The following is a 25,701-nucleotide window of genomic DNA, read 5'->3' as shown; positions in this document are numbered from 1 at the left end:
TCAATTTTGAAGAAATTTTGAATTTTTCCTGCTGAATCGTTTTTTTTAAATATAGGAATTTATTTTAATCTAAAAATTTAGTTGAATACCGAAGAAAAATCTCCGATCAATCCACAATAATTCCTATATCCTTTTCGTAAGAATATTTAATATTTGGTAATTTAAATCCCTTCAAAAAACATTGTGTTTATAAAGAAATTTTAGAAGTAGAAAAAAATAAAAATTTAAAATTTCACAGAAAAACAATGTAAATTATTTTTAAAATCGTAGCTGATTTCCCAATTCTGAAACCGGCAAATTTCTTTTATAATGGCAAGCCCAAGACCGCTTCCGTTATTATCATTTGAAAACCTTTTAAATCTTGTGAATATTAATTCCGGAACGAGACCTTCAGTTCCTGAATTAGACACTGTAAAACATCCCGTTGCTAATTCAACATTCATATTCCCGCCTTGATCTGTATGTCTTATTGCATTGATCAAAAGATTATTAATTAATATTTCCGTAAGAGACATATTTCCTTTAGATCTTACATCTTTATCAATATCAGAAGAAAAAACAATATTTTTTTGATCAATATGCTCTTCCAGATTTCCGAGAGAATGATCGATGAGTTTATAAATATCCATTTCGACAATATCAAATTGACTGTTTTCAATTTTAGCCAGTAAAAGTAGATTTTTATTAATTCTTGAACTTCTGCTTAACGCAATATTAATTTCTTCAATGATTGCATAATGCTCATGCGTTAAATCTTTACTTTGCAGCAAAATATCTAATTTATTTTTTATAATAGCAAGTGGAGTCTGCAGCTCATGAGAAGCATTTTCTGTAAATTCTTTTTGTCCTTTAAAAACAGAAACACTGTGGTCTATCAATTTACGCAATGATTCGTTAAGTTCTTCAAATTCAATAGTATCTGTATTATTAAAGTTGATTTGATTATTGGTATTCAGATTGAATTTTTTTAATTTTCCCAAAGTATCCCGGAAAGGCTCCCAAATGGTCTTAGATAATCTTCTGTTTAAAATAAAAAGACCAACAACGATCATAATAAAGAAAAAACCAGTGACAAGACCAATGATCATTACGGTATCTTCGGTTTCTTCAATATTGGTCTCTATCGTAAATAGATAGGGTACGTTTTTGATATAAATTACCTTTTTCAGGCATCTGTATCGCTCTATTTTTTTATCCGCAGAAAAAGGTTTAAATTTTTCTTCCGTGAAAATCGTATCCGGCTTGATCTGGTTTGAATTTATTCTTTCAATATTGGTCCCCGGCTGAATTTTGTTCCATAAAGTAATATTTTGCTGAATTTCTTCTTGACCAATGTCTGACCTATTAAATTCATAAGAAGTTTTCTCAGCAACAATGGTATTGTGCTCGTCTAATTCTTCCTGCCAAATAAAATCAACCACAAAATAATAAACAGGAATGCTTATCGTAAGTACAATCAATACATAGATAATAAACGGCTTTGTGGTTTTACTTAATAGTGGCTTCATCGCTTAATTTATCCATTTATATCCTGTACCGTAAACCGTTTTCAAGTAGTGGTCACAACCTGCATCATAAAGTTTTTTCTTTAAATTTTTCACATGAGCGTAAACAAAATCATGATTATCAAGCATATCTGCAAAATCTCCCGATAAATGCTCTGCCAAAGTACTTTTAGAGATCACCTTATTTTTGTTTCCGACAAAATAAATTAATAGGTCAAACTCCTTTTTAGTTAAAACAACAACTTCCCGATTGACTGTTATTGTCTTTGATAAAAGATCGATTTGCAATTCGTTCTGCTGGATGATATTAGAATTTTCAAACTGCTTTCTTCGGATTATGGAAAATACTCGCGCCATGAGCTCAGAAAGATGAAAAGGCTTAGTTAAATAATCGTCGGCACCCAGCTGCAAACCATTTACCCTATCATCTACTGCATTTTTTGCAGACACAATAATGACTCCATCCTGTTTATTTTGCTTCTTCAGTTCCTTCAATATCTCAAGTCCATTTCCATCAGGAAGCATGATGTCTAAAATAATACAGTCATATTCATGATTTTTGATTTTATCAATGGCCTCACGAAAATTAGTTGCAAAAGAGCACAAATAATTCTCCTCAGATAAATATTCTGCGATACTTTGAGCGAGCTCTTTTTCGTCTTCGATGATCAGTATTTTCATTTTGCTAATTTAAATATTGAATTTGGAAGAAATTTAGAATAAAAATTATTAAAAATAAATTTAACAAACAGATGATCAATTAAAAATGCAGTAAGGAAATTAAAGATACTATTTTAAATAAAAGGATGTTTAAAATAATTTGAAATTTAACCACAAAAGGGACAAAAGACAATTATAAAGCTATTATTAGATAATAAAAGTTCTCAAAAGAATAAAAAATAAAAGATTTTTAAAGATTTTTGTGTGCTTTCTCTTTGTACTCATTAACTTTAAATAGAAGTATTTAAATCTTTTGCCTTTTTTGTGGTTAAATAAAAAATTTAAACAACTTTTAAGTTAAAAATTGAGTGGTGTCTTTCATTTAAAACAAAATAAGTTGATTCCCTTCGGAAATTTAGGTATTAAAATTAAAATCAATTTAATAATAGAATCATTTGATTAAAATTAAAAACATTTATCTTTGCACCCATGTTGAAATGGTTATCCATAATGTTTTCGATGATCTATGTACTTGCAACGACCAATGTAGCGGAAGTGTTGAAAGTGCCTTTATTTATAGAACATTTGATGGAATACCCAGGAAGTGTTACTGAGTTTTTGGTGGAGCATTATGATAATCATCAACCGGATGCAGACTGGGAGACCGACCAAGAACTTCCCTTCTTTAATCCGCCTGTTGTTTTGACGGTTTACGCTAAACTTCCTGACACCGCTTTTCACATAGAAAAATTCAAAGAGATCATCATCTCTCAAAAACCCACTGTTTATAAGGAAAAGGATTTTTCCAGCAGTTATCTTTCCCGTATTTTCCAGCCACCACGCTTTTGTTAATTGATCTTTAATTTAAATATCAATGCTTTAAGATTGTTCTTAAAGCTGTTGATTTCTTGTTAATTCAATTAATAATTTTTTCATGTTAAATAAAATTATTGAGTTTTCTGTAAAGAATAAACTCATTATCGCTCTTTTTACCATTGGGCTCGTACTTTTTGGGGTCTATGAAACCACAAAACTTCCCATCGATGCACAACCGGATATTACCAATAATCAGGTTCAGATAATCACTGTCGCCTCTTCTTACGGTGCAGCAGATATTGAACGGCTCGTGACTTTCCCTATAGAGCAGGCAACAAGCAATATTAGTGGAATTACCGAGATCCGTAGTTTTTCTCGTTTCGGATTGTCTTTAGTCACAGTAGTTTTTGATGATGAGACTGATGTTTACTGGGCTCGTCAACAGGTTCAGGAACGATTGCAATTGGTTCAACAAAACATTCCTGAAGGTATCGGGAAACCAGAACTAGGTCCTATTTCATCAGGTTTAGGTGAAATTTTTCAGTACGTGGTAAGGGCAAAAAAAGGATACGAACACGTTTATGACGAAACCGAACTGAGAACGATTCAGGATTGGGTCATCCGAAGACAATTACTAGGCACAAAAGGCGTTGCCGATGTCAGCAGCTTTGGAGGAAAATTAAAACAATATGAAATTGCCATTAATCCTAATCAGCTTCAGGCTTTTAATATCAATATCAATGATGTTTTTGATGCGCTTGAAAAGAACAATCAAAACACAGGAGGAGCCTATATCGAAAAAAAGGAAACTGTTCTCTTCATCAGAAGTGAAGGGCTTTTAGGAAGTTCTGAAGATATTGGAAATATTCAGGTTTCCAATACAAAAGAAGGAATTCCTGTTCACATCAAAGATGTTGCGAAAGTAAAAATTGGTTTTGCAACGCGTTACGGAGCGATGACCTTCAACGATACAGGCGAAGTTTCCGGAGCCATTGTTTTGATGCTGAAAGGTGAAAACGCCAATGAAGTTATTGGAAACATCAAGCAAAGATTAGATAAAATTCAGGAATCCTTGCCCGAAGGTGTAGTGGTAGAACCTTTTCTTGACCGAGCTAAAATGGTAGATAATACCATTGGTACTGTGAAAACCAATTTGATGGAAGGTGCACTAATTGTTGTTTTCATTTTGGTTTTATTTCTTGGAAATTTCAGAGCAGGATTATTGGTTGCATCAGTAATTCCTTTGGCAATGCTTTTTGCCATTATTATGATGAATATTTTCGGAGTCGGAGGAAACTTAATGAGCCTTGGAGCTTTAGATTTTGGATTGATTGTCGATGGCGCCGTCATTATTGTAGAAGCTGTTCTGCATCAATTAGCCCACAAAAAGCATTTTGGAAAAGACAATATGCTTTCGAAAGCGGAAATGGATGGTCAGGTTTCCAGTTCAGCCACGAAAATGGTGAACAGTGCCGTTTTCGGACAGGTCATTATCTTAATCGTTTACTTACCCATCTTTACGCTTCAGGGAATTGAAGGAAAAATGTTTAAACCAATGGCGCAAACCGTCGCTTTTGCATTGATCGGAGCATTTATACTGTCCTTAACTTATATTCCGATGATGAGTTCTTTGGTTTTAAGCCGAAAGAAAAAAACAAAAGACAATATTTCTGATAAAGTAATGACGAAAATCGAAATAGGTCATCAGAAATTATTGATAAAAGCTTTAAAATTTAGAAAAACGATCATACTTACCGTAGTAATTCTCTTTGCAGGAGCTGTTTTTGTGCTTTCAAGAATGGGCGGTGAATTTATTCCATCTTTAGAAGAAGGCGATTTTGCGGTTGAGATGCGTATTCTTCAGGGAAGTAATATTGAAGAAACTAAAAAAGCCACCACACAGGCTGCTAAGATTTTACTAAAACAATTTCCGGAAGTGCAAAAGGTTGTTACCAAAATAGGAAGCGCCGAAATTCCGACTGAGCCAATGCCGATGGATGCAGGAGATATGATTATAGTTTTAAAACCTAAAAAAGAATGGACCTCCGCACATTCATTTCCAGAACTTTCTGAGAAAATGAGCGAGGCACTGAAAGTAATTCCTGGTTTAACCACTGGTTTTCAGTTTCCTGTACAGATGCGTTTTAATGAATTGATGACGGGTGCAAGACAGGATGTGGTCTGCAAAATTTATGGTGAAGATCTGGACAGTTTGGCTACTTACGCCGAAAAGTTAGGTGGAATTATCACGACTGTAAGCGGTGCTCAGGATTTATATTTAGAACCTGTTGTCGGTGCTCCGCAAGTAGTAATCGATTATGATCGAGCTGAATTGTCGCGCTATAAAATTTCGGTTGCCGAGATCAACAGAGTTATCAATATGGCGTTTGCTGGTCAAACTGCAGGCTCTTTATATGAAGGGGAAAGAAAATTTGATGTGGTTGTGCGAATGGACCAAGAGCATAAAAAAGATATCACGAGCATTCAAAATCTATTAGTTCCTACTCCAAGTGGTGAACAGATTCCGTTGTCTCAATTGGCAAAAGTAGAATTAAAAGAAAGCCCGAATCAGATTCAGCGAGAAGATACAAAACGTAGAATTGTGGTTGGCTTCAACGTTCGTGGAAGAGATGTTCAGACTATTGTAGAAGAGCTTCAGCAAAAGGTCAATAAAGATTTGAAATTATCTCCGGGATACACCATTTCTTACGGTGGCGCTTTTGAAAATTTAAATGAAGCCAAATCAAGATTGGGAATTGCCGTTCCTATTTCTTTGGTCATGATTTTCCTATTATTATTCTTCGCATTTGGTTCTGTAAAACATAGTTTATTGATCTACACCGCAATTCCTTTATCAGCAATTGGGGGGATCTACTTTTTAGCTTTGAGAGGAATGCCTTTCAGCATCAGCGCGGGAGTAGGCTTTATAGCCCTTTTCGGAGTTGCAGTTTTGAACGGAATTGTACTGATCTCAGAATTTAACAGACTTAAAAAAGATGGCGTCAATAATTTAAGCAGAATCGTTTTAATGGGAACCAGGATTCGTCTTCGTCCAGTTTTGATGACCGCTTTTGTGGCCTCACTAGGATTTTTACCTATGGCAATCAGCAACGGTGCCGGAGCAGAAGTTCAACGGCCTTTAGCAACTGTTGTTATCGGAGGTTTGATGCTTGCAACCCTTTTAACTCTATTCGTTTTGCCCATTCTTTATGTCTTATTTGAAAGAGCAAATAAAAAGAAAAAGCACCAAAAGCATCAATAATTCTATTTTAATTTAATCAAAATGAAATTTTCAAACAATCATAAAAAACTCACCGCATTATTATTTCTGATATCCTTCGGAGTCGCCAATGCACAGGAAAATATTACTTACGAACAGGCTTTAGAAAAAGCTTTTCAACAAAACGGAACTTTAAAAAATTCAAGATTAATTTCTGAATATCAGGAAAAACTAAAAGCAACTTATCTCGATATTCCGCAAACTGAGATTGGTGCGCAAATCGGACAGCTTCAAGGTGTAGAAACAGATAATACTTTTTCCATCTCTCAGAGATTCAGTTTTCCTACGGTGTATACTAAAAGAAAGAAAATGCTGGATGCAGAATGGAGCGCAAGTGTAGTGAACCAAAACCTGACAAAAGCACAGTTAACAAAAGAAATTTCTGATGTTTTTTACAGAATTCTCACGCTTCAGGAAAAGAAAAAAGTGATTGAATACATCAGTAAATTGTACAGCAGTTTCGCAGATAAAGCGAGTTTAAGGCTGAAAAAAGGAGAAGCTAATATTTTGGAGGAATCGACTGCAGAAATTCAGAATGAACAGGCAAAAACACAGTTGAATATGCTTGAAAATGATCTAAATATTACTAAACTTCAGCTTCAGTTATTGCTTCAGTCGGATGAATCTTATCAACCGGTTTCAGATCAACCAACGATGAATGTTAATCTTCAGGTTTCCGAAGAAATGATAAAACAACATCCTGAATTGCAGTATTTAAACCAGCAAATAAAAGTGAATGAAGCTGAAGCTCAGCTTGAAAAATCTAAGCTTTTACCCGAATTGATGGTTGGATACATGAATCAAAGCATGAAAAATCTGAATAACAATCGTTTTAATGCAGTTCAGGTCGGCGTTGGAATTCCTTTGTTTACGAAAGGTCAGCGAGCATTGGCAAAAGCGACAAAAGCAAAAGTGGCCATTTCTGAAAACGAATATCAGCGAAAAGAAATTGAACTGAAAAACAGATTTGTTCAGCAAGTAAATAATTACACCAATCAACTGAAAGTTGTTGAAAGCTACGAGCAAAAGCAATTACCAAAATCTGAAACCATTTTAAAAACCATTCAAAAGCAAATGGAAGTGGGGGAAATCGATTATTTAGATTGGGTAATTCTTACCAATCAGGCGATAAAAATAAAAGTGGAGTACATTGAAAATCTGGAAAGACTCAACCAAATCGGATTAGAACTTAATTTTTTACTTTCAAAATAACAGCAAAATGTCTCTTAAAAATATATCAATATTCAGTTTAAGTTTAGCACTCATTTTATCTTCTTGTTCAGGAAAAAAAGAAGAGGAAAAAACAGTGTATGAAAACACAAAATTTAAAGAAAAAGACCAAAATACGGTTCAATTATCAGCACAGCAAATGCAAGCGGTTGGGTTAACCATGACAACGGTTCAGGAAAAAACAATGCAAAAATTGGTTCGTCTGAACGGTAAGGTAGAAATTTCGCCGTCTCATATCAGTTCCATTTCCAGTATTATGGGTGGACATATCAAATCGATCAATGTGATCAACGGAAGTCATTTTAGCAAAGGACAGGTCTTGGCTATAGTAGAAGACCCTCAGTTTATTCAGTTGCAACAGGATTATCTGGTGACAAAAGCGCAACTGGAATCTGCAAGACTAAATTTAATTCGTCAAAAAGATTTGAATACCAGCAAAGCAAGCAGTGATAAAACTTTGCAAACTGCGCAGGCAGATCATTCTACATTGAATGCTACTTTAAAAGGTTTAGAAGAAAAATTGAGAATAATCGGGATCAACGCAAAAGGATTGAGTTCATCAAATATCAGAAGTCGAATAAATGTTTATGCGCCTTTCAATGGTTTTGTAAGCAAAATATTGGTGAATAACGGGCAGTATATCAATCCTTCAGACACCTTATTTGAACTGATTAATCCGACAGGTTTATTGCTTGAATTAAAGGTATTTGAAAATGATGTAAATGATGTGAAAATCGGGCAGGAGATTTTGGTGTACAACAATCAAAGTCCCGAGAAAAAATCGACAGCCAAAATCGTAAGTATTGTTCCGAATATTGAAAATGGTGGTTCGTTGATTGCTGTTGCGAAGCTTTCAAGCCCGAATCAGGATTTTATAAAAGGAATGTACATCAATGCTGAAGTTACGGTGAACAGCCGTTATACGATGGGCTTGCCAAACGAGTCAGTGGTTTCTTTTGAAAATAAAAACTATATTTTTGAAGAACTGGGAAATAAAAAATTCAAGATGATTCCCGTTAATACCGGAATTTCTGACGACCAATTCACAGAAATTTTAAAAGTAGAAAATTTGAGGGATAAAAAAATTGTTCAGAAAGGCGCGTATAGTCTTCTGATGTTGCTTAAAAATAAAGTGGAATAAATATAAAAAGTAAGAGTCCGCTTCACGATTAGTGAAACGGACTCTTCTTTTTGAAGAACTAAATTGCCATTTACTTGTAAACTTATCGCCAATTATCTCGTTCTTCTGTTGATGTAAAAATACTTATTTAAGACTTCATTAGTTCAATTTACCACCTAACGCTTTAAATAACAACACATTATTCTTAGTATTTTCATGCTGAAATTTAAGTAGATCCAACTCGGCCTCAAGCTTACTTTTCTGAGCATTAATTAATTCAAAATAATTGGCGTATCCCGTGATGTACAGATCATTGGACACTTCAATTCCTTTATCTAAAAAGCTCACCTCTTCTTCTTTTAAATCTAAAACACGATGAAATATTTTGGTCTGTTTTAAAACTGACTGTAGCTCATTGAAAGCTCCTGTTACACTTTTCTGATAGTTTAAAAAAGCGATCTCCTGTTCTCCATTAGCAATATTAAACTCATATTTCAACTGACCTTTATTGAAAACTGGCACCATCAAGCCACCCAAAAGCTGTCCGGCTAACGAAGCAGGTTTAAACAATGTTTCAGCAGAAAAAGAATTTAACCCGAATGTAGCTCCTAAATCAATTTTAGGATAAAATGCTGCTCTTGCCGCTTTGGCATCTGCGTGCGAAGCTTGTAGCGAATAATAATTTGAAACCACATCCGGTCGGGAATGAATGACAGCATCAACATCAATATTCTTGTTGAGCATCTCAAAATTTGTCTGCAAAAGCGTTGGGCTTCTTTCAATTTCACCCCCATAAACACCTGTCAATGTAGAAATAGCCTGTTTTACAGTAACAATTTCAACTTTGATGTGCTCGATCTCAGCTAGCCAATTGTTGTTCTGAGCTTTGAACTGCTGCACGGCAAGTTCGGTCACCTTCCCTACTTCACGTTGTGCTTTTATAATTTCAAAAGCTCTTTTCTGCAAATTGTAATTGTCCTGATAGATTTTCAACCGCTTATCCAAAGCTATTAGATCATAATACAAATTGGCAATATCAGTAAATAGGTCTGTCTGTAAAAGCTTTAAACCTTCTTCGGATGCTAAAAATTTGTTTTGGGCAGAAAGCTTTTTATTTTTCAGTTTTCCCCAGGCATCAATTTCCCAACTGCTTCTTGCGCCCATCCAATAATTTGGCGTAAACGTCGTATTGATCTTCTGCTGTTCGTTGATGTTACTTGAAAAATTAGTGTCGTAATTTCCTACACCGTCCATCGTGTATTTTCCGTAACGGTCACCTGAAACGATGGCACCTACTTCTAATGAAGGAAGCATTTCAGATTTTGAACGTTTCAAAAAACTGTTGGCCATTTCAATTCTCTGCTGGGCAATTTTAAAATCAGGATTTGCTTCTTTTACCTGATCAAATAGCTTCAGTAGATTTTCATCTGTAAAATAGTTTTTTAAATCAATTCCTGTAAAATCAGTCGAATCTTTTTTGAGTTCAGGAGTTTTAAGTTCAGGGGTTTCTTTTAATTGTTTTATATCGGTTACATTAGGAATTGCGCACGACACTAATGATAATGCCGCTGCGCTCCAAATGATAACTTTGAATTTATTTCGTTTCATTTTTCTTTCTGTTTTCAAGGGTTGCGAAAAAAATGTATAATCCAGGAATAATGATCAGTCCGAAAACGGTTCCAATTAACATTCCTCCTGCTGCTGCTGTTCCAATAGAACGGTTTCCGATAGCACCTGCTCCAGAAGCAATACACAGCGGGATCAATCCGGCAATAAATGCAAATGAGGTCATCAAAATCGGTCGGAGACGTTGTTTTGCGCCTTCGATCGCTGCCAGAATAATATCGTTTCCTTCTTTATGGCTTGCGACGGCAAATTCTACGATAAGAATGGCATTTTTAGCCAATAATCCAATCAACATGACCAAGGCAACCTGTGCGTAAATATTATTATCTAATCCACAAACCAGCAAAGCGATGTACGACCCGAAGATCCCGGTTGGTAAACTCAGTAAAACCGGCATTGGTAAAAGGAAACTCTCATATTGAGCAGCTAATAAAAGATACACAAAAACCAAACATACAATGAAAATATAAACCGTCTGATTTCCAGAAAGAATTTCTTCTCTTGTCATTCCCGACCATTCGATTTCAAAGCCTTTTGGGAGACTTTCTTTCGCAATTTTTTCAACCGCTGCGATGGCATCTCCGGAACTGTAACCTTCAGAAGGTTCCCCGTTAATCATTGCCGACATATACATATTGTAACGGGTTAAAACTTCCGGTCCGTAAACTCTTTCAATAGTAATGAATGTAGAGAAAGGAACCATTTCTCCCTTGTCATTTTTTAAATATAGATTTAAAATACTTTCAGGTGTTTCACGATATTCAGGGCTTGCCTGAACCATCACTTTATACATTTGTCTGAATCTAATGAAATTGGTTGCATAGTAAGACCCCAACATCGTCTGCAAAGTAGACATTGCATTATCCACAGAAACTCCTTTTTTTGCAGCCATATCATAATCCATATGAATGATATATTGCGGGAAAGTAGCATCAAAACTGGTAAAACTGTTTTTCAATTCGGGTGTTTCATTCAGTTTTTTAACAAAACCTTTGGTCACTTCATCCATGTTTTCGATACTTCCACCGGTTCTGTCGAGCAAACGAAGTTCGAAACCACTGGTATTACCAAATCCTGGAACCGTAGGTGGTGCAAAAACTTCAATCTGTGCATCAGAAATACCTTTTGTTTTTTCGGTTAATTCTTTAATGAAGTCGTCTATGGATTTATCTCTCTCGCTCCAATCTTTTAGGTTGATCATTGCCATTCCGTAAGTGGATCCGGCGATTTCTGTCACCACACTGTAACCTGCCAATGTGGTTACGTTTTCTACTCCATCGATCTTTTTAGCGATCGTTGTAATTTCATCTAAAACTTTTTCAGTTCGCTCAACGGTTGCTCCTTGAGGTGTAGTTACACTCACATAAGCCATTCCCTGATCTTCCACAGGAATAAATCCTGATGCGAGAAATTTTGAAGTTCCCCAGGTGAGTACAATAAATAAAGTCAATAATCCAAACGTTACAACAGTTCGGGTTGCAAATTTTGATAAAATATTGACATAACCATTGGTTACTTTTTCAAGAAAAATATTGAATTTGTTAAAGAAACGGTCAATAACTCCTTTCTTTTTATCGTGATTGTGCGGTTTTAAAATTAAAGCACATAAAGCTGGGGTCAGCGTTAATGCATTAATTCCCGAAATCACGATGCTTATTGCTAAAGTTAATGAAAACTGTCGGTAAAAAACACCGACCGGACCATCCAAAAATGCTACAGGAAGAAACACAGCAGACATTACCAAGGTAATCGCAATAACTGCTCCTGCAATTTCTTTAGTGGCAATAACAGTGGCTTCATAAGGTGCATACCCTTCTTCCATTTTTACGTGAACAGCCTCTACGACGACAATCGCGTTATCGACGACAATACCGATGGCAAGAACCAATGCAAAAAGCGTCAGCAAATTCACAGAGAAATCAAGCATATCCATAAACGCAAAAGTTCCGATTAAGGCAACTGGAACTGCTAAAACAGGAATCAATGTAGAACGCCAATCTTGCAGGAAGAGGAAAACGACGATCGCCACCAAGATAAATGCTTCCACTAAAGTTATTAAAACCGCACTAATAGATGCATCCAAAAATCTTGATACATCATACGCCATATTATATTCCATCCCCGGAGGAAAAGAATTGACTTTCAGTTCAGCCATTTTATCTTTAACATTTTGGATAACCTCAGAAGCATTTGACCCTGGTCTTTGCTTCATCATTATCGATGCTGAAGGCCTGCCGTCGGTTTTAGAAACCATCCCGTACGTCATTGCACCAAATTCTACTTTGGCAATATCTTTCAGCTTTAAAATAGTTCCTTCCTCATCAGCACGGATTGGGATTTCTTCATATTGTTTAGGTTCAAAAAATTTACCTTTATACTTTACTACATACTGCAGCTCCCCTGCTTTTTTACCGGAAGATTCTCCCACTTTTCCAGGGGCGGCAGAAACATTCTGTTTTTGAAGTGATGTAACGACCTCATCCGCTGAAATATTATACACTGCCATCTTCTGAGGATCTAGCCAGATACGCATCGAATATTCTTTTTGCCCCATAATTTCGGCACGGCCTACTCCATCCAAACGTTTCAGCTCCTGAAGAACATTGATGTCTGTAAAGTTGTAAATAAACTGCTCATCCTGGCTTGGATCTGTACTGGTGATGTTGAGATACATCAGCATACTGTTTACTTCTTTTTCTGTGGTAACTCCGGCTCTGATCACCTCTTCGGGCAATTCATCCAAGATCGTTGTCACTCTATTCTGAACATTTACAGCTGCTAAATCGGGATCTGTCCCTACTTCAAAAAACACCTGGATCAAAGTTAAACCATCATTCGAAGTTACCGTTGACATGTAGGTCATCCCCGGAACACCATTGATTGCACGCTCCAAAGGTAAGGCGACCGCATCTGCTGAAACTTCGGCATTTGCCCCCGTATATTTTGCAGTAACCGTCACTGAAGGCGGAACAATATCGGGAAATTGGGTGATCGGCATTTTCATCAACGCCATAATTCCTACTAACACAAAGACAATGGAAATCACCAACGAAAGAACCTTTCGTTTTATAAACATCTCTACCATAATTGATTACCTAAGAATTAAAGTCTATTTTTGATCTTAATCTGATCTCCGTCTTTCAACGACTGAGTGCCTTCATAAATGATCAAATCTCCTTTTTTAAGGCCTCTTTCTACGAGATAAGAATCTTTAAGAGCAGTCCCGACCTCAATATTGGTCATTTTTACTTTATTATTCTTGTCAACTAAGAAAATGTAGGTTTTATCCTGAATAGAAAATGTAGCCTTCTGAGGGATCATCAACGCATCATTCTGAACTTCAGAAATAGTCAGTTTTCCGGATGTTCCGTGTTTGATCAGGCGATTAGGGTTTGGAAATAATGCTTTATAACGGATTGAACCTGTCGCTCTGTCGATTTCACTTTCAGCAGACTTTAAAGCACCATTAAATTGATATGCCATTCCGTTCGGCAGTGTTAATTCTATTTTCTGATGTTTCCCTAATTTATCATTTGAAAGAAGCTCAAAATAAACATTTTCAGGAAGTGAAAAATAGGCATACACCTCATCAAGCTGAGACAAAGTAGTTAAAAAAGTCCCGTTGGTGATTAAACTTCCACCTTTGTGAGGAATAACGTCGATTACGCCATCAAAAGGCGCAGAAACAGTCGTAAAACTTATTTTTTGCAATACCGTTTTTTTCTCGGCATCAGCGAAGGCATACTTTGCTTTGGCAGAAGATAATTTGGCTTTCACCAATTCCAATTCATTATTGGCAACGAATTTTTTAGCGTGAAGACTTTCAATCTGTTTTAATTCAACTTCTGCAATGCGTACATCAGCTAGAGCTTGTTTAATGCTCGCATTGGCTTTAAGAAGTTCCATTTTTAATTCAGCATCATTAATTTTGAATAATGGCTGACCTTTTTTCACAAACTGACCTTCATTTACATAAATATGATCTAGAAGTCCATCAATTCTAGAGCGTATTTCGACATTTCTTTTTGCCTGAATATCTGTTACAAACTGATTGCTGACCAAAGTGTCTTTTTGCTTAACTACAAACACCGGAACTTCTTTGTTTTCTTTATTTTTATTTTGAGCGTTTTTACCGCAAGAGATTGCGCATAATAATGCAAAGTTGCATACTATGATACTTTTTATATTCATTGTAGAATTTTTATTACTAAAATTTGACGAAAAAAAATACTGGGATAATCGTCTGATTTAGAATAACTGGAGAAGATGGAGGTAAGATTTTACAGCACAGAAAATGGCTGTGGCAACAACCTGAGTATTAACTTTGGTAATTTCTGATACCAAAATTTCATTCTTTTTAAAATAAGAATTACATGAAACTTCAGCAACGTATTTACCAATACTTTTAACGCCTACTGCAACCGCTTTTACATTAAGAAAAGATTCACTTATAAAATTAATTCCCTGGTCTCCCGGACAAGTCACCAACGGAATATTGTGCAGAGAATTATCTGCCCATTGCGAATTGAAATGGGTAAATAAAATAGCAAAATATAAAAGGATGAATGACCTTAGAGCTAACATGTCTTTAGAACATTGGAATATTGACAAATGAGAATTTTGCAAATATAAGCCCTTTAGATAAAAATTTTATCTATCAGAATGTTAAAAATCATTAAATTATGCTCTAATTACCTATTCTCATTAATATTAATACAGGTCTATTTTTGTTTGCTTGTAATGCTTTTAAAGTTTTAAATTTGGCACTTTATGGTAATTTCTATTAAGAATTATTCAATTCCTTAAAATATTATCTATAGAATTCTTTTTAAGCTAACAATACTTTAATTGAAGCAATTGATATTTATCTAAAAATAATAAAAGCTCAGATTATAAAATCCAAGCCTATATTTTTAAACTTATACCTTCAATCAGGCAATTCCTTCTCCATAAAATGGATTATTAATCTAATTTAAAAAAGAAATACACTACAGCTGCCCATTCTTTTTTGATGTCTTTAGCATAACCAATTGTGCTATGACTGCTGTTTTCTACCGTTCCATCGTCTTTGATATAACCAATGGTGGAGCGACTGCTATTTTCTACAGTACCATTGTTTTTTACATAACCCACAGTAGAACGGTTTTTGTTTTCTATTGTTCCATCACTTTTAATATACCCAATCGTGCTGCGGTGTTTGTTTTCGATTGTACCGTCGTTTTTAATATAACCTACGGTGGAACGACTGCTATTCTCTATAGTACCATCACTTTTGATATAACCTATGGTACTGCGACTTCCCGATTCAATTGTTTGTGCATTTACTATGGAGAGATTAAATAAAAAAGAACAAATAAATAGTGTTGTTTTCATGGTTTTTAAATTTTAATACAATTGTTTAATGCCTGAAATACGTTAGATAGCATAGAAATATATTTTAGAAAGTTATTTTTTAATTGCATTTTTATAAATCTGCCCATTTTTTATAATCAACAAAAAATTCTTTTCAGGATTGGCAATTAATGATAAATCCTTTAGCGGATCGCCATCAACCAATAATAAATCGGCAAAAGCCTGCTCTTCAACAACTCCTAATTTCCCAGGATAAGGACTGCGTAAGCCCGAAAGCTGCAAAAGTTCTCCGTTATCCTGTGTAATCATTTTTAAAATCTCGGCATTCGAAAACCATTTTTGCAGGCGTAAGATATACTTGTTTTGGTCTTTATTAAGTTCAGGCTCGAAAAGGAAATCTGTTCCCCATGCCAGCTTTACGCCCAATTTTTTGGCTAGCGGCCATACTTTTTCTTGTCCATCTAATACAGGCTTGCGTTTTTCTTTCCGCTGCTCATCCATATTATCATTATTATCCATTAAATTTTGAAGGCTTAGCCATACTTTTTTCTTTGCAAGCAGTTTCAAGGTTTCTTCATCAAGCATCTGCCCGTGTTCTATAGATTTCACTCCTGCTTCAACGGCTCTTTGTACGGCTCTTGGCGTATAAGCATGAACCATAACGTAAGTTCCCCAGTCTTCTGCTGCCTCAACAGCAGCTTTCATCTCGTCAAAAGTATATTGGGTTACATCGATTGGGTCATAAGCAGAGGAAGTTCCGCCACCTGCCATTAATTTAATCTGACTCGCCCCAAAACGCAGATTTTCTCTTGTTGCTGTTAATACATCATCACGCCCATCAGCAATAAAAGTAGCTCCCAATAATTCTGCACGGGAGGGTTTTCCAAAAAAACGACGAGAACGTTCATCCGGAGTTCTGAAATCTCCATGACCTGCCGTTTGACTTATTGTTGCACCTGAAGGCCAAATACGAGGTCCCTCAATTTGACCTTTGTCAATCGCTGCCTTTAAAGGAAAGATTGGGCCACCTGCATCGCGCACGCTTGTAAACCCACGCATTAGCATTTTTTGGGAAGAAAGAGCCACATTTTTCATCATTAGTTCTTGAGACATATCCGGAGAAGCCATTTCTGCCATTGTTAAAGCTCCAAAAACCATATGTACATGCACATCAATTAACCCTGGCATTAATGTTTTTCCATTACCATTAATTTTTATTACTTCATTTCCTTTAATAGAAATAACATCAGAACTGATTTTCTGAATTTTATTTCCGGAAATCAAGACATTCATTGAAGTAGTAAGATTAGAGGTTTTATGGTCTAATATTCTGACATTTTCTATAAGAATATTTTGAGTCTGTGCTGTAGCCATTGATGTTGTAATAAAAAAAACAGCTATTAATGATTTAAATTTCATAAACAATTAATTATATGATTATTATACCATTGCTAATATACTATAAAACAGAATCAATTCCTACAAATGGGATAAGTTTAATTTAACATCTAACTTTGCTTTAAAACTACAATTTTATAAAATAAATAAGAATCGAAATTTCTCTTTATACTAATTTTCGTCCCTTCTAAGTACTAATAATGATTAAACCATACATTTTGTAACGTGATATAATCGCAGCCCGACCTGAGTGGAAATCCTTTTTTGTTGCTGGAAAAATGAGGGCAAAAAAGATTGGGAACGGAGGGCGAAATAGCTGCCCAAAACACATTGTTAATTGTTTTAACGTACTTATCTTCTGAATATTGATTTAAAAGGTTCAAAAAATAAAAATCCGTCTCATGAAAGTTTTCAGAGACGGATTTACTTAAAAATATTAAAAATATGAACTGACTCAAATATCAACTTTTACATGCGCATTTGATCCTGTTCATGATTTATTTTTATGGTACCCAATAGGTCCATTTAGAACCATTATAGACTGCCAATCTTTTATTGATCCCATTTAAATAGACCATCATTCCCGGAGCTGGGTCTTTAACATCATTTGTACTTTCAACCTGTGGAAGTACCATCACCTTAGTTGTTGATTCTAAGACTAAAACTCCGTCTGCACTTGAGCTACTAGCTCCTATGATTGTTTTTGCTCCTACTTCTTCAACCACGGCCTCAGGACCAGTTGACTGAGGCTGGGCGGTCATTAGGCTACTGATATCAGCCCTATTACCACTACTCAAATCTACCCATCCACTTGCATCTGCATTGATATTACCTGGAGCATAGTATTTTACTTTAGATTGCGTGGCATTATTAGCGCTTGCATCCACTAGCATTGTTCCCGGTGTTACCTGTGCCGGGGCAGGCATTGTTCTTACATACGGCAAAATAATTCCTTTGTTTTGCCCAGCTTCAAATTCTAATAAAACAGCAGTTTTATTATTGGCGGGCGCAGTTCCATTTATCCCACCTACAATAATTTGTGAGTATCCCAAAATAGATAGGCTCAGAAATATACTGGTTATAATTGTTTTCATTTTTTTGTTTTAATCTTGAATAATGAGTAGCGATAAAAAATTTAAGGACAACTTGGTGTATTGAAACACTTCCAATCACCATCGGAGTAAATCTTCATACAGTTTACGGTTGTATCATAGGACATCATTCCTTCAACTGCATTTCCTGCATTTTTAATAGCATCTAATTGGGCGGTCGTCAATCTGGTCACTACAAATCCTTTTGTGTTAGACTCTAAAGCAATATGGCCTGATTTTCTAGCCATTGGCCAGTTAGAATCTGTCTTTCCTGCTCGTTTAAGAAGGGTAATTCCTAATTTCGTATCATTATTTGCTCCTCCTGTTACCGCATCATTGAAACAAATACAAGGATCTACCGCCTGACTGCCAGGTACATAATAAGATACCGTTACAATAGACCCTGCCTCTCTACATTTTCCAGAAGCGACAGAGAAGAAAGCGTAATATATACCCGGTGCGACTGTCGAAATATCGGTTAAAACAGGGCTGTTTGGGTCGTTCGTAGCGTGCCATTCTACCTCACTAGGAAGTGCTTCCTGAATAGAGCTATTCAAATCACCTTGTTGATAGGTACAAATTTTTAAATTTTGAATTTTAGGTCCCAAATCTGTTCCACATACGTTAAGACCATCTGTCAAATAAGTATATCTCTCATGGCTGTCTTCAATAGAATCACCATTTCCCATACTGCCATTACTTATATGCCCTACATAACCAAAACTTTGAGAGCATTTTTTGATATTCATTGTTGAATGCCCTCCTGTTTCTACTGCAATCACTTGATCTGTTATCTCCAAATCAGAAAGTACATCAGGTATAGTAAGGTCATTCGGATCATATCGACCAGGCATATAAATTGGATCATAGTAAGAATTAAGGTTTTTTTCACCCAGCGTCTGTCCTTTATTACTTCCCCAACCCCATTGTTTATTATTGCTGGTGATAATATTAATAGTAGCAGTGTTTACTTGATCTGAATGTTCATTAGGAGAAATCCAAACGACATTTTCTAAAACCCCTACAGCTTCACTCCCTTGAACCTCCATATTTCTAGGCTGTACCCATACTGTTTTTTCTAACCCTGTTCCATCTCCCAATTGCTTATTGCTATTATCTCCCATACTGTATAATTTACCATTGGCAGCCAATAAATAATAGCTCTGCTTTGTTTGATTTTGAGTCATTCCTATCATTTTAGGAACTGCTCCTGCTGGTACAGAAACTTCAGTCGCATACACACGGGTCGTTGCGGCACCATTATTATTATAAGTATTTGTACCCCAGGTATAAAGCTTCCCGGTAGATGTTAAAGCAAATAGGGCATTGGGTGTTCCTCTCATTGCCACTACATTCTCAAGGTAGGGATTACCTGCAACATCAGTTTTAACACGGTGCCAAATTACATTATTGACACTGCTTTGTAGTGTACCATCGCCATTTTTTTCACCATTGAAAGATAAGACCCATGCTTCACCACTGCAAGTAACAATTGCCAATGTACGGTAAGAGCCAAACATCATCTTTACATCTGCAGGGGCAACACCTGCCGGCAAACCGTCTGTTTTTCCATTGATAGAAATTTTAGAAAAATCTAAATTACCGTTCGTTATTGCATTACTAATCAAAACGTTATTAACCCCCCAAGCATAAAGGCCGTCAGTAGTTAACAAAGCAAATTGATGAGAAGTATTAACACTTCCTGCAGCAGCTCTTAATGGTGTTCCCACATAATTAAAATTAGCATGAGCCAAACTAGAACCAGAGCCTATTATCGTTGGGATTAATAAATCTCTATTTCCATAGTCTACATCCTCTTTACTCGCAGTATTTTGTCCCCAAATTTTGAAATTCCCACCTTTTTCTTTTACAATAGTCGCATGGAAAGCAGAAATCAAATTATCATACTCAATAGTATTAGGATCTGCACTGTCAATAAATGCATTTTCATTACACCCCGACACACAATACCCCTGAGCTTTATACGCTGTAGATGATAGAGTAAATAAGAGTATAAGCGTAAAAAAAAATTTTATATAACTATTCATTATTATTTAGTTTTTCTCGGTTAAAGTATAAGGTTGTACTTGGTCGTTAATATCTTTGAATTCTATCATAATATTATTTCCCTTTGTTGTAGACCCTTCAAGCGAAAATTCTAATTTATTTACCCCATTTTTAAGAGAAACTATATCTTTATTAAGTCTTCCTGATAGCGACGTGCCAACCCCTGCAGTTGTAAAACCATGATGATAATCTGCTGATGTATTGTTGTAAGAGCTGTAAACTGCATTTACCGTTACCATAATACCTTCCGCTGGCTGCCCTCCTTCAATTTTTTTTGAGAATTGAATGGAAGAAAAATCGAATACCATCTTTAACGGGCTTACTTTAACCGAAATTTTTGAAGGATATTGATCATGATCACAAGATGATTTAGAATCGTGATTATGCTTTTCGTGAATAGATACACTATAGTTTCCAGGCTTGCTAAATACTTCATTAATATTCCCCGAACCGGAGCTCAAAACATCCCCAGCATCATTTTTTATATCCCAACCTGTATAGGTATCTAATGAATAAGAAAATGGTAAACCGTAACTTAGAGTAACACTTTCTTCTCTTTTATTATTTGTATTTTCATTATGCTGAGCAAATACTGAACTTACACTCAAAAAGAGCGTCAGTATCATTGATTTGCAAAAAGCTAAAGATGAAATTTGTTTGATCATTTTTTAAATTTTATTTATACTTTTTAATCTCGATTATAAATCATAATTAAGTAGAACACAGAAATATATTATGTAATATTTCTGTACTTTTTTATCTTATCAAATTAGAATCATTGTTTAAGAATATTTAGCCCATACTTGTGGTGGAGGCCTTATTCGAAAAGATTTAAATAAATAATCGCAAAAACGAGCATTATAATTATATTGATTTAAAATAAAAGTGCAAAATAAGGTACTAAGCCCCAATAGAAACATGAATAAAACGAGAGCCTTTCCAGAAAAACTATAATTTACTAACGTAAAAACATCATTTTCTTCAATTTTCCCAATATGAAAAGATTCATTAGAATTTTTATAAAAAAAGTCTACATTGATTTTCTTTACATAATTTAATTTTTTATACGACTTAGTATTTTTCTGACTGACAATAGTTGTTTTAGTTTTTTTTACTTTAGCTAACTCCCTTTCATTAATAATTGTGGCATGCAAAACGCCATTATTATCAACTAATACAGCTCCTTTTGACACATAAATTAAAGGTCTATTCTCTGTCTTCTCAGCGAGTTCTTCATGTATTATCGAATCACCTTGTACAACTATTCCACCCTTATGAATAGGAGCAGGAAACGCCCATGAACTTAAAAACAACAGAAGAAAAAACATATTCTTATTTGTATAAAAAAACATAGGTTTATCAAATAAAAATAAGGGTCTCTTTCTCTTCAAAATCTTATTAAGATTAAGCTCAAGCGACGTTTGTAAGGAATACAAAAGTTTAGAAAAAAACATTAATATATTACAAATAAATGATTAAAAAACTCAACTAATTACTTTGTAAAATTTTTTAACATATTATATATTAACAATTTGGCGTTTTTTATAAAATATAATTAGAGATAGCCTTCTTTGAGAAAAAACACATTCAATCTACAGTGATAAAATATTATTTTATTGCTTTTGAGAATGCTTATGAATTAGGCTTTAAACATATGCAGTATTTTCTCAAATCTACTTTTGAAATTTTTTGTTTATTTATCTTACCCACACACTGTGCAATAAAATTTCTGAAACTCAGATTTCAAATTCAGTTATTTCATGATGAGGCTTCAAAGTATTGTAATCAATCAGCCTCTTCATTATTTAATTTTCTTACCAAGGATATGTTTGTAATAAATCTCAGCTAAACCGGCAGATTGCAATTCGTTCGTAGAAAATCTGGTGAGAGATTCTGAAATCGTCATGAATATACCGTAATAGTAATCGTCGATATTGAGAATTTTTTTGTTGATATTCATTTCCCAAAATAGTTATTACTAAGCTGTTTTCTTAATCCGTAAGAAACCTTTTATATCATTGAAAAGTGAAAGGATAATGTACCGTAATTTTTATCCGGCAACTTTAAAAGTTTGCAGTTTTTTTTATAGTTATACACAGTTATTTAGTTTGGTGCTCCAAAAGTATCAAATTAAATTAGAAGCTCACTCAGTATTTTCACCTAATGGTGTATAAGATTCTTTATTTATACTGATTACAAATAACAATTATCAATGATACGAATTTAATAATATTGTTTATTTAATTTAGAAACATTTTTAATAATCGAAATAATAAGGTTCACAATATGCATTTACACCCAATCTATCAACACCCCTGTCTAAAGCTAATTTAAACGATTAACCTTATTTTAACACTTGATTTTTCAGTTATATTCCAAGTTACACTTTAGACCTTTGTTTAAAACTGACACTAAAACCCCACTTCATTTTATATCTGATAACTTTCATGAGTTACACAAAATTGATACTAAAAATCAATATGCATTTTTTGATAAAAAACACATTCTTTCATAATCTAAAAAAAAACCGACATCTGAAAATCTTTCAGTAAGATGTCGGTTTCTAATTTAATAAACACTAGTGACCAAAATATATTTTAAAAACTGCTTAGTACTTCTAAAATATTTTCATAAATGAAATTTAATTCTTCTGCACTGATACAGTAAGGCGGAACCAGATACATCACATTTCCTAGCGGACGCATAACAATTCCTCGAGATAAAAATTCATCATAAAGCCTTTTTCCTATTTCGTTAAAATAAGAAGTTTTATGGTCATTTTTAATTTCCCAAGCCAAAATAGTTCCGGTTTGTCGTACATTTTCAACTTTCGAATGCTCTTTTAAAACATTTGAAAAACGAAAATGCTGCGCCGAAATTCGCTTGATATTTTGTTGAGTTTCATCATTCAACAAAAGCTCCATACTTGCCAAAGCAGCAGTACAAGCTAACGGATTTGCTGTAAAAGAATGCCCATGAAACAACGTTTTATATTTATCATCAGACAAAAATGCTTCGAAAATTTCATTAGTAGATGTTGTAATTCCCATTGGCATCGTTCCACCTGTCAAACCTTTAGAAAAACACATAATATCTGGCTTTTCTGAAAGATAATTAGCTGCAAACAATTTTCCTGTTCTTCCGAAACCTGTGAAAACCTCATCCTGGATCATCAAAATATCATTTGCTCTGCAGAATTTCATTAAGTTATCCAAATCTTCAGCATTGTACATCAGCATTCCTGCTGCTCCCTGAATGAGCGGTTCGTAAATAAAACAAACAACTTCATCCTGATACGTTGAAATTTGAGCTTTCAAATCTTCAATATTTTCAGAATTAGGAGTATCAATAAAAATAACTTCAAACAGCATTTCTCCGAAAGGTTTCGTCCAAACACTTCTTCCGCTCACAGACATTGCTCCGAAAGTATCGCCATGATATGCATTTTTAAATGCTAAAATTTTTGTTTTTTCTTTTCCCTGATTGTAAGCATGCTGAATACACATTTTCAAAGCAACTTCTACCGCTGTCGAGCCATTATCTGAATAGAAAACTTTCTGCTGATTTTGAGGAAGAAGTTTTAGTAAATTTTCAGAAAGCTGTATCGCCGGTTCATGGGTAAAACCCGCAAAAATAACCTGCTCTAAAGTATTTAGCTGTTCAGAAACTCGTTGTGCGATGTAAGGATGCGCGTGACCGTGAAGCGTAACCCACCATGAAGAAACCGCATCGATATATTTATTTCCTTTATCATCAAAAAGGTAAACTCCTTTTCCTTTAACGATAGGAATTGCATCATCCGCTGTTTTCATTTGCGTGTAAGGATGCCAATTGACGGCTCTGTCTCGCTCTTGTAAATTCATAAATTATAGAAGTTAGAGATTAGAAACTAGAAGTTAGCTTTCCAGGTTTCAAATTGGTTCATCACTTTTTCAGCTTGTCTTTTCATCGGTTTTAATCCTAAAGTTTGGAGCATTTGCATATCTTCCGAAACTCCCGGATTTGGTGTTACCAATAAAGTTTCTCTTTCCCCTGTAAAAATCGAGTTTGCTCCTGCCATAAAACACCATCCTTGTTCAAACTCTGTCATTTCAATTCTTCCCGCGCTCAAACGAACCATCGATGAAGGCATTACAATTCTTGCGGTAGCAATCATTCTTACCATTTCCCAAGTGTCAGTTTTTTCATTATTTTCAAGAGGAGTTCCTGCAACTCTTGCCAATGCATTGATCGGAACTGATTCCGGATGTTTTGGCATCGTTGATAATGTCAACAACATTGAAATTCTATCTGCATGCGTTTCGCCTAAGCCGATAATTCCGCCCGAACAAACTGTAATTCCTGCTTTTCTGACGTTGTTGATGGTATTAATTCTATTATCAAAAGTTCTTGTAGAAATAATTTCTTCATAATACTGTTCTGAAGTGTCCAAATTGTGATTATAAGCATACAAACCAGCTTGCTCAAGACGAACAGCCTGTTCTTCTGTCAACATTCCTAAAGTACAGCAAACTTCCAATCCGAGTTCATTTACACCTTTCACCATATCAATTACACGGTCAAAATCACGGTTATTTCGTACCTCTCTCCATGCTGCAGCCATACAAAAACGGGAAGAGCCATTATCTTTTGCTTTTTGAGCATGCTCGATCACTTTTTCAGTTGGCAATAAAGCCTGAACTTTAATATTGGTATGATAACGTGCAGCCTGTCCGCAATACGAACAATCTTCTACGCAACCGCCTGTTTTTATAGATAATAGAGTTGACATTTGTACCTCTTCCGGATTGTGCCATTCTCTGTGAACCGTTGCTGCTTTATAAATCAATTCAAGGAGTGGAAGATTGTAGATTTCTTCGATTTCTTCTTTCGTCCAATTATTTCTCAATTTTGTTTTATCTATCATATTTTTTCTAATTGTTTTGTAATACGTTCTATATTTTCTTTTGTTATTTTTTCGATGTCAGGAATTCTTATAATTTTGGTTTCCTCCTGAATATTTTTACAGATTATTCTTTCTGTATCTTCTGGGAAATTTCCATTTAAAATCAGATATTCCAACTTGATATTTTTTTGTTCTAAAACCATCAAAGACAATAAAGTATGATTGATGCATCCTAAATAATTTCTCACAACCAAAGCAACGGGAAGGTTTAGTTTTTCAATTAGATCAATAATGAATTCTTCATCAGAAATTGGAACCATCAATCCTCCCGCTCCTTCTACAATTAAATTCTTTTGAGTTTCAGGAAGTTTAAAATCATTACTGTTAATTAAAACTCCTTCTTCCAAAGCCGACTGATGAGGTGACGCCGCAAGTTGCAATCGATATTTTTCAGGATGAATGATTACATTTTCACCGACCCATTCTTTAATTTTCATACTGTCTGAAAAATGTAAATCTCCAGACTGAATAGGTTTCCAGTAATCAGCATTAAAATATTTTGTGAGAATTGATGAACAAACAGTTTTTCCTATTTCGGTTCCGATACCTGTTACGAAAAGTTTTTTTTGTTCTAAATTTTGTATTTCTAATTTTTCTTTTTTTGTATCCAT

General features: G+C 34.9%; 18 protein-coding genes and 1 pseudogene. 3 read left to right on the top strand and 16 right to left on the bottom strand.

Annotation, left to right across the window (positions count from 1 at the left end):
* Positions 1 to 224 precede the first annotated feature (224 nt).
* Together AB671_RS12490 and AB671_RS12485 are read right to left on the bottom strand one after the other, a co-directional pair.
* Positions 225 to 1,508: a sensor histidine kinase gene (locus AB671_RS12490; RefSeq protein WP_066681975.1), complete on the bottom strand. Its 1,284-nt coding sequence runs from the start codon at positions 1,506 to 1,508 to the stop codon at positions 225 to 227.
* Positions 1,509 to 1,511: 3 nt separating this feature from the next.
* Positions 1,512 to 2,186, bottom strand: coding sequence for a response regulator transcription factor (locus AB671_RS12485; RefSeq protein WP_066681979.1), 675 nt, complete (start codon positions 2,184 to 2,186; stop codon positions 1,512 to 1,514).
* A gap of 498 nt (positions 2,187 to 2,684) precedes the next feature.
* Between AB671_RS12485 and AB671_RS12480 the strand changes: the two genes are divergently transcribed.
* From AB671_RS12480 to AB671_RS12470, 3 genes and pseudogenes are all read left to right on the top strand, one after another.
* On the top strand, positions 2,685 to 3,017 hold the full coding sequence (locus AB671_RS12480; protein ID WP_157444209.1) for a hypothetical protein: 333 nt from the start codon (positions 2,685 to 2,687) through the stop codon (positions 3,015 to 3,017).
* Positions 3,018 to 3,099: 82 nt separating this feature from the next.
* A pseudogene (locus AB671_RS12475) lies at positions 3,100 to 7,473 on the top strand (CusA/CzcA family heavy metal efflux RND transporter).
* 7 nt (positions 7,474 to 7,480) lie between these two features.
* On the top strand, positions 7,481 to 8,632 hold the full coding sequence (locus AB671_RS12470; RefSeq protein ID WP_066681984.1) for an efflux RND transporter periplasmic adaptor subunit: 1,152 nt from the start codon (positions 7,481 to 7,483) through the stop codon (positions 8,630 to 8,632).
* 138 nt (positions 8,633 to 8,770) lie between these two features.
* On the opposite strand, the gene AB671_RS12465 is transcribed toward AB671_RS12470, so the two are convergent.
* From AB671_RS12465 to bioD, 14 genes are all read right to left on the bottom strand, one after another.
* A complete protein-coding gene (locus AB671_RS12465; RefSeq protein ID WP_066682030.1) occupies positions 8,771 to 10,219 on the bottom strand; it encodes a TolC family protein in 1,449 nt (482 codons plus the stop codon).
* Positions 10,206 to 13,322, bottom strand: coding sequence for an efflux RND transporter permease subunit (locus tag AB671_RS12460; RefSeq protein ID WP_066681986.1), 3,117 nt, complete (start codon positions 13,320 to 13,322; stop codon positions 10,206 to 10,208). Before AB671_RS12460 ends, AB671_RS12465 begins: the two co-directional genes overlap by 14 nt.
* A gap of 17 nt (positions 13,323 to 13,339) precedes the next feature.
* Positions 13,340 to 14,428, bottom strand: a complete 1,089-nt coding sequence (locus tag AB671_RS12455; protein ID WP_066681989.1) for an efflux RND transporter periplasmic adaptor subunit — start codon at positions 14,426 to 14,428, stop codon at positions 13,340 to 13,342.
* Positions 14,429 to 14,485: 57 nt separating this feature from the next.
* A complete protein-coding gene (locus AB671_RS12450) occupies positions 14,486 to 14,848 on the bottom strand; it encodes a hypothetical protein (RefSeq protein ID WP_185114156.1) in 363 nt (120 codons plus the stop codon).
* 351 nt (positions 14,849 to 15,199) lie between these two features.
* Entirely contained in the window at positions 15,200 to 15,610 is a 411-nt protein-coding gene (locus tag AB671_RS12445) for a 5-fold beta-flower protein (protein WP_066682000.1), read from the bottom strand.
* 72 nt (positions 15,611 to 15,682) lie between these two features.
* The gene (locus AB671_RS12440) at positions 15,683 to 17,008 is read right to left on the bottom strand and encodes a metal-dependent hydrolase family protein (RefSeq protein ID WP_066682002.1); all 1,326 of its coding nucleotides are present in this window, start codon (positions 17,006 to 17,008) and stop codon (positions 15,683 to 15,685) included.
* A 482-nt stretch (positions 17,009 to 17,490) separates the two neighbouring features.
* The gene (locus tag AB671_RS12435; protein ID WP_066682006.1) at positions 17,491 to 18,081 is read right to left on the bottom strand and encodes a hypothetical protein; all 591 of its coding nucleotides are present in this window, start codon (positions 18,079 to 18,081) and stop codon (positions 17,491 to 17,493) included.
* A gap of 41 nt (positions 18,082 to 18,122) precedes the next feature.
* Positions 18,123 to 20,126: a hypothetical protein gene (locus tag AB671_RS12430; protein ID WP_157444208.1), complete on the bottom strand. Its 2,004-nt coding sequence runs from the start codon at positions 20,124 to 20,126 to the stop codon at positions 18,123 to 18,125.
* A 6-nt stretch (positions 20,127 to 20,132) separates the two neighbouring features.
* Positions 20,133 to 20,810, bottom strand: coding sequence for a hypothetical protein (locus AB671_RS12425; protein WP_066682023.1), 678 nt, complete (start codon positions 20,808 to 20,810; stop codon positions 20,133 to 20,135).
* Positions 20,811 to 20,927: 117 nt separating this feature from the next.
* Positions 20,928 to 21,536 carry a hypothetical protein gene (locus AB671_RS12420; RefSeq protein ID WP_157447965.1) on the bottom strand — a complete coding sequence of 203 codons (609 nt, stop codon included), beginning with the start codon at positions 21,534 to 21,536 and terminating at the stop codon, positions 20,928 to 20,930.
* 410 nt (positions 21,537 to 21,946) lie between these two features.
* A complete protein-coding gene (locus AB671_RS22285) occupies positions 21,947 to 22,105 on the bottom strand; it encodes a hypothetical protein (protein ID WP_157444206.1) in 159 nt (52 codons plus the stop codon).
* Between the two features lie 637 nt (positions 22,106 to 22,742).
* Positions 22,743 to 24,008 carry an adenosylmethionine--8-amino-7-oxononanoate transaminase gene (bioA, locus tag AB671_RS12415; protein WP_066678519.1) on the bottom strand — a complete coding sequence of 422 codons (1,266 nt, stop codon included), beginning with the start codon at positions 24,006 to 24,008 and terminating at the stop codon, positions 22,743 to 22,745.
* Positions 24,009 to 24,034: 26 nt separating this feature from the next.
* Entirely contained in the window at positions 24,035 to 25,051 is a 1,017-nt protein-coding gene (bioB, locus tag AB671_RS12410; RefSeq protein WP_066678520.1) for a biotin synthase BioB, read from the bottom strand.
* Positions 25,048 to 25,701 carry a dethiobiotin synthase gene (bioD, locus tag AB671_RS12405; protein WP_066678522.1) on the bottom strand — a complete coding sequence of 218 codons (654 nt, stop codon included), beginning with the start codon at positions 25,699 to 25,701 and terminating at the stop codon, positions 25,048 to 25,050. The genes bioB and bioD overlap by 4 nt, the downstream gene beginning before the upstream one ends.

Source organism: Chryseobacterium sp. BGARF1, assembly GCF_001677955.1.
GTDB lineage: Bacteria > Bacteroidota > Bacteroidia > Flavobacteriales > Weeksellaceae > Chryseobacterium.
The sequence above is the reverse complement of the archived record's forward strand: the minus strand, read 5'-3'. Positions and strand labels throughout refer to the sequence as shown.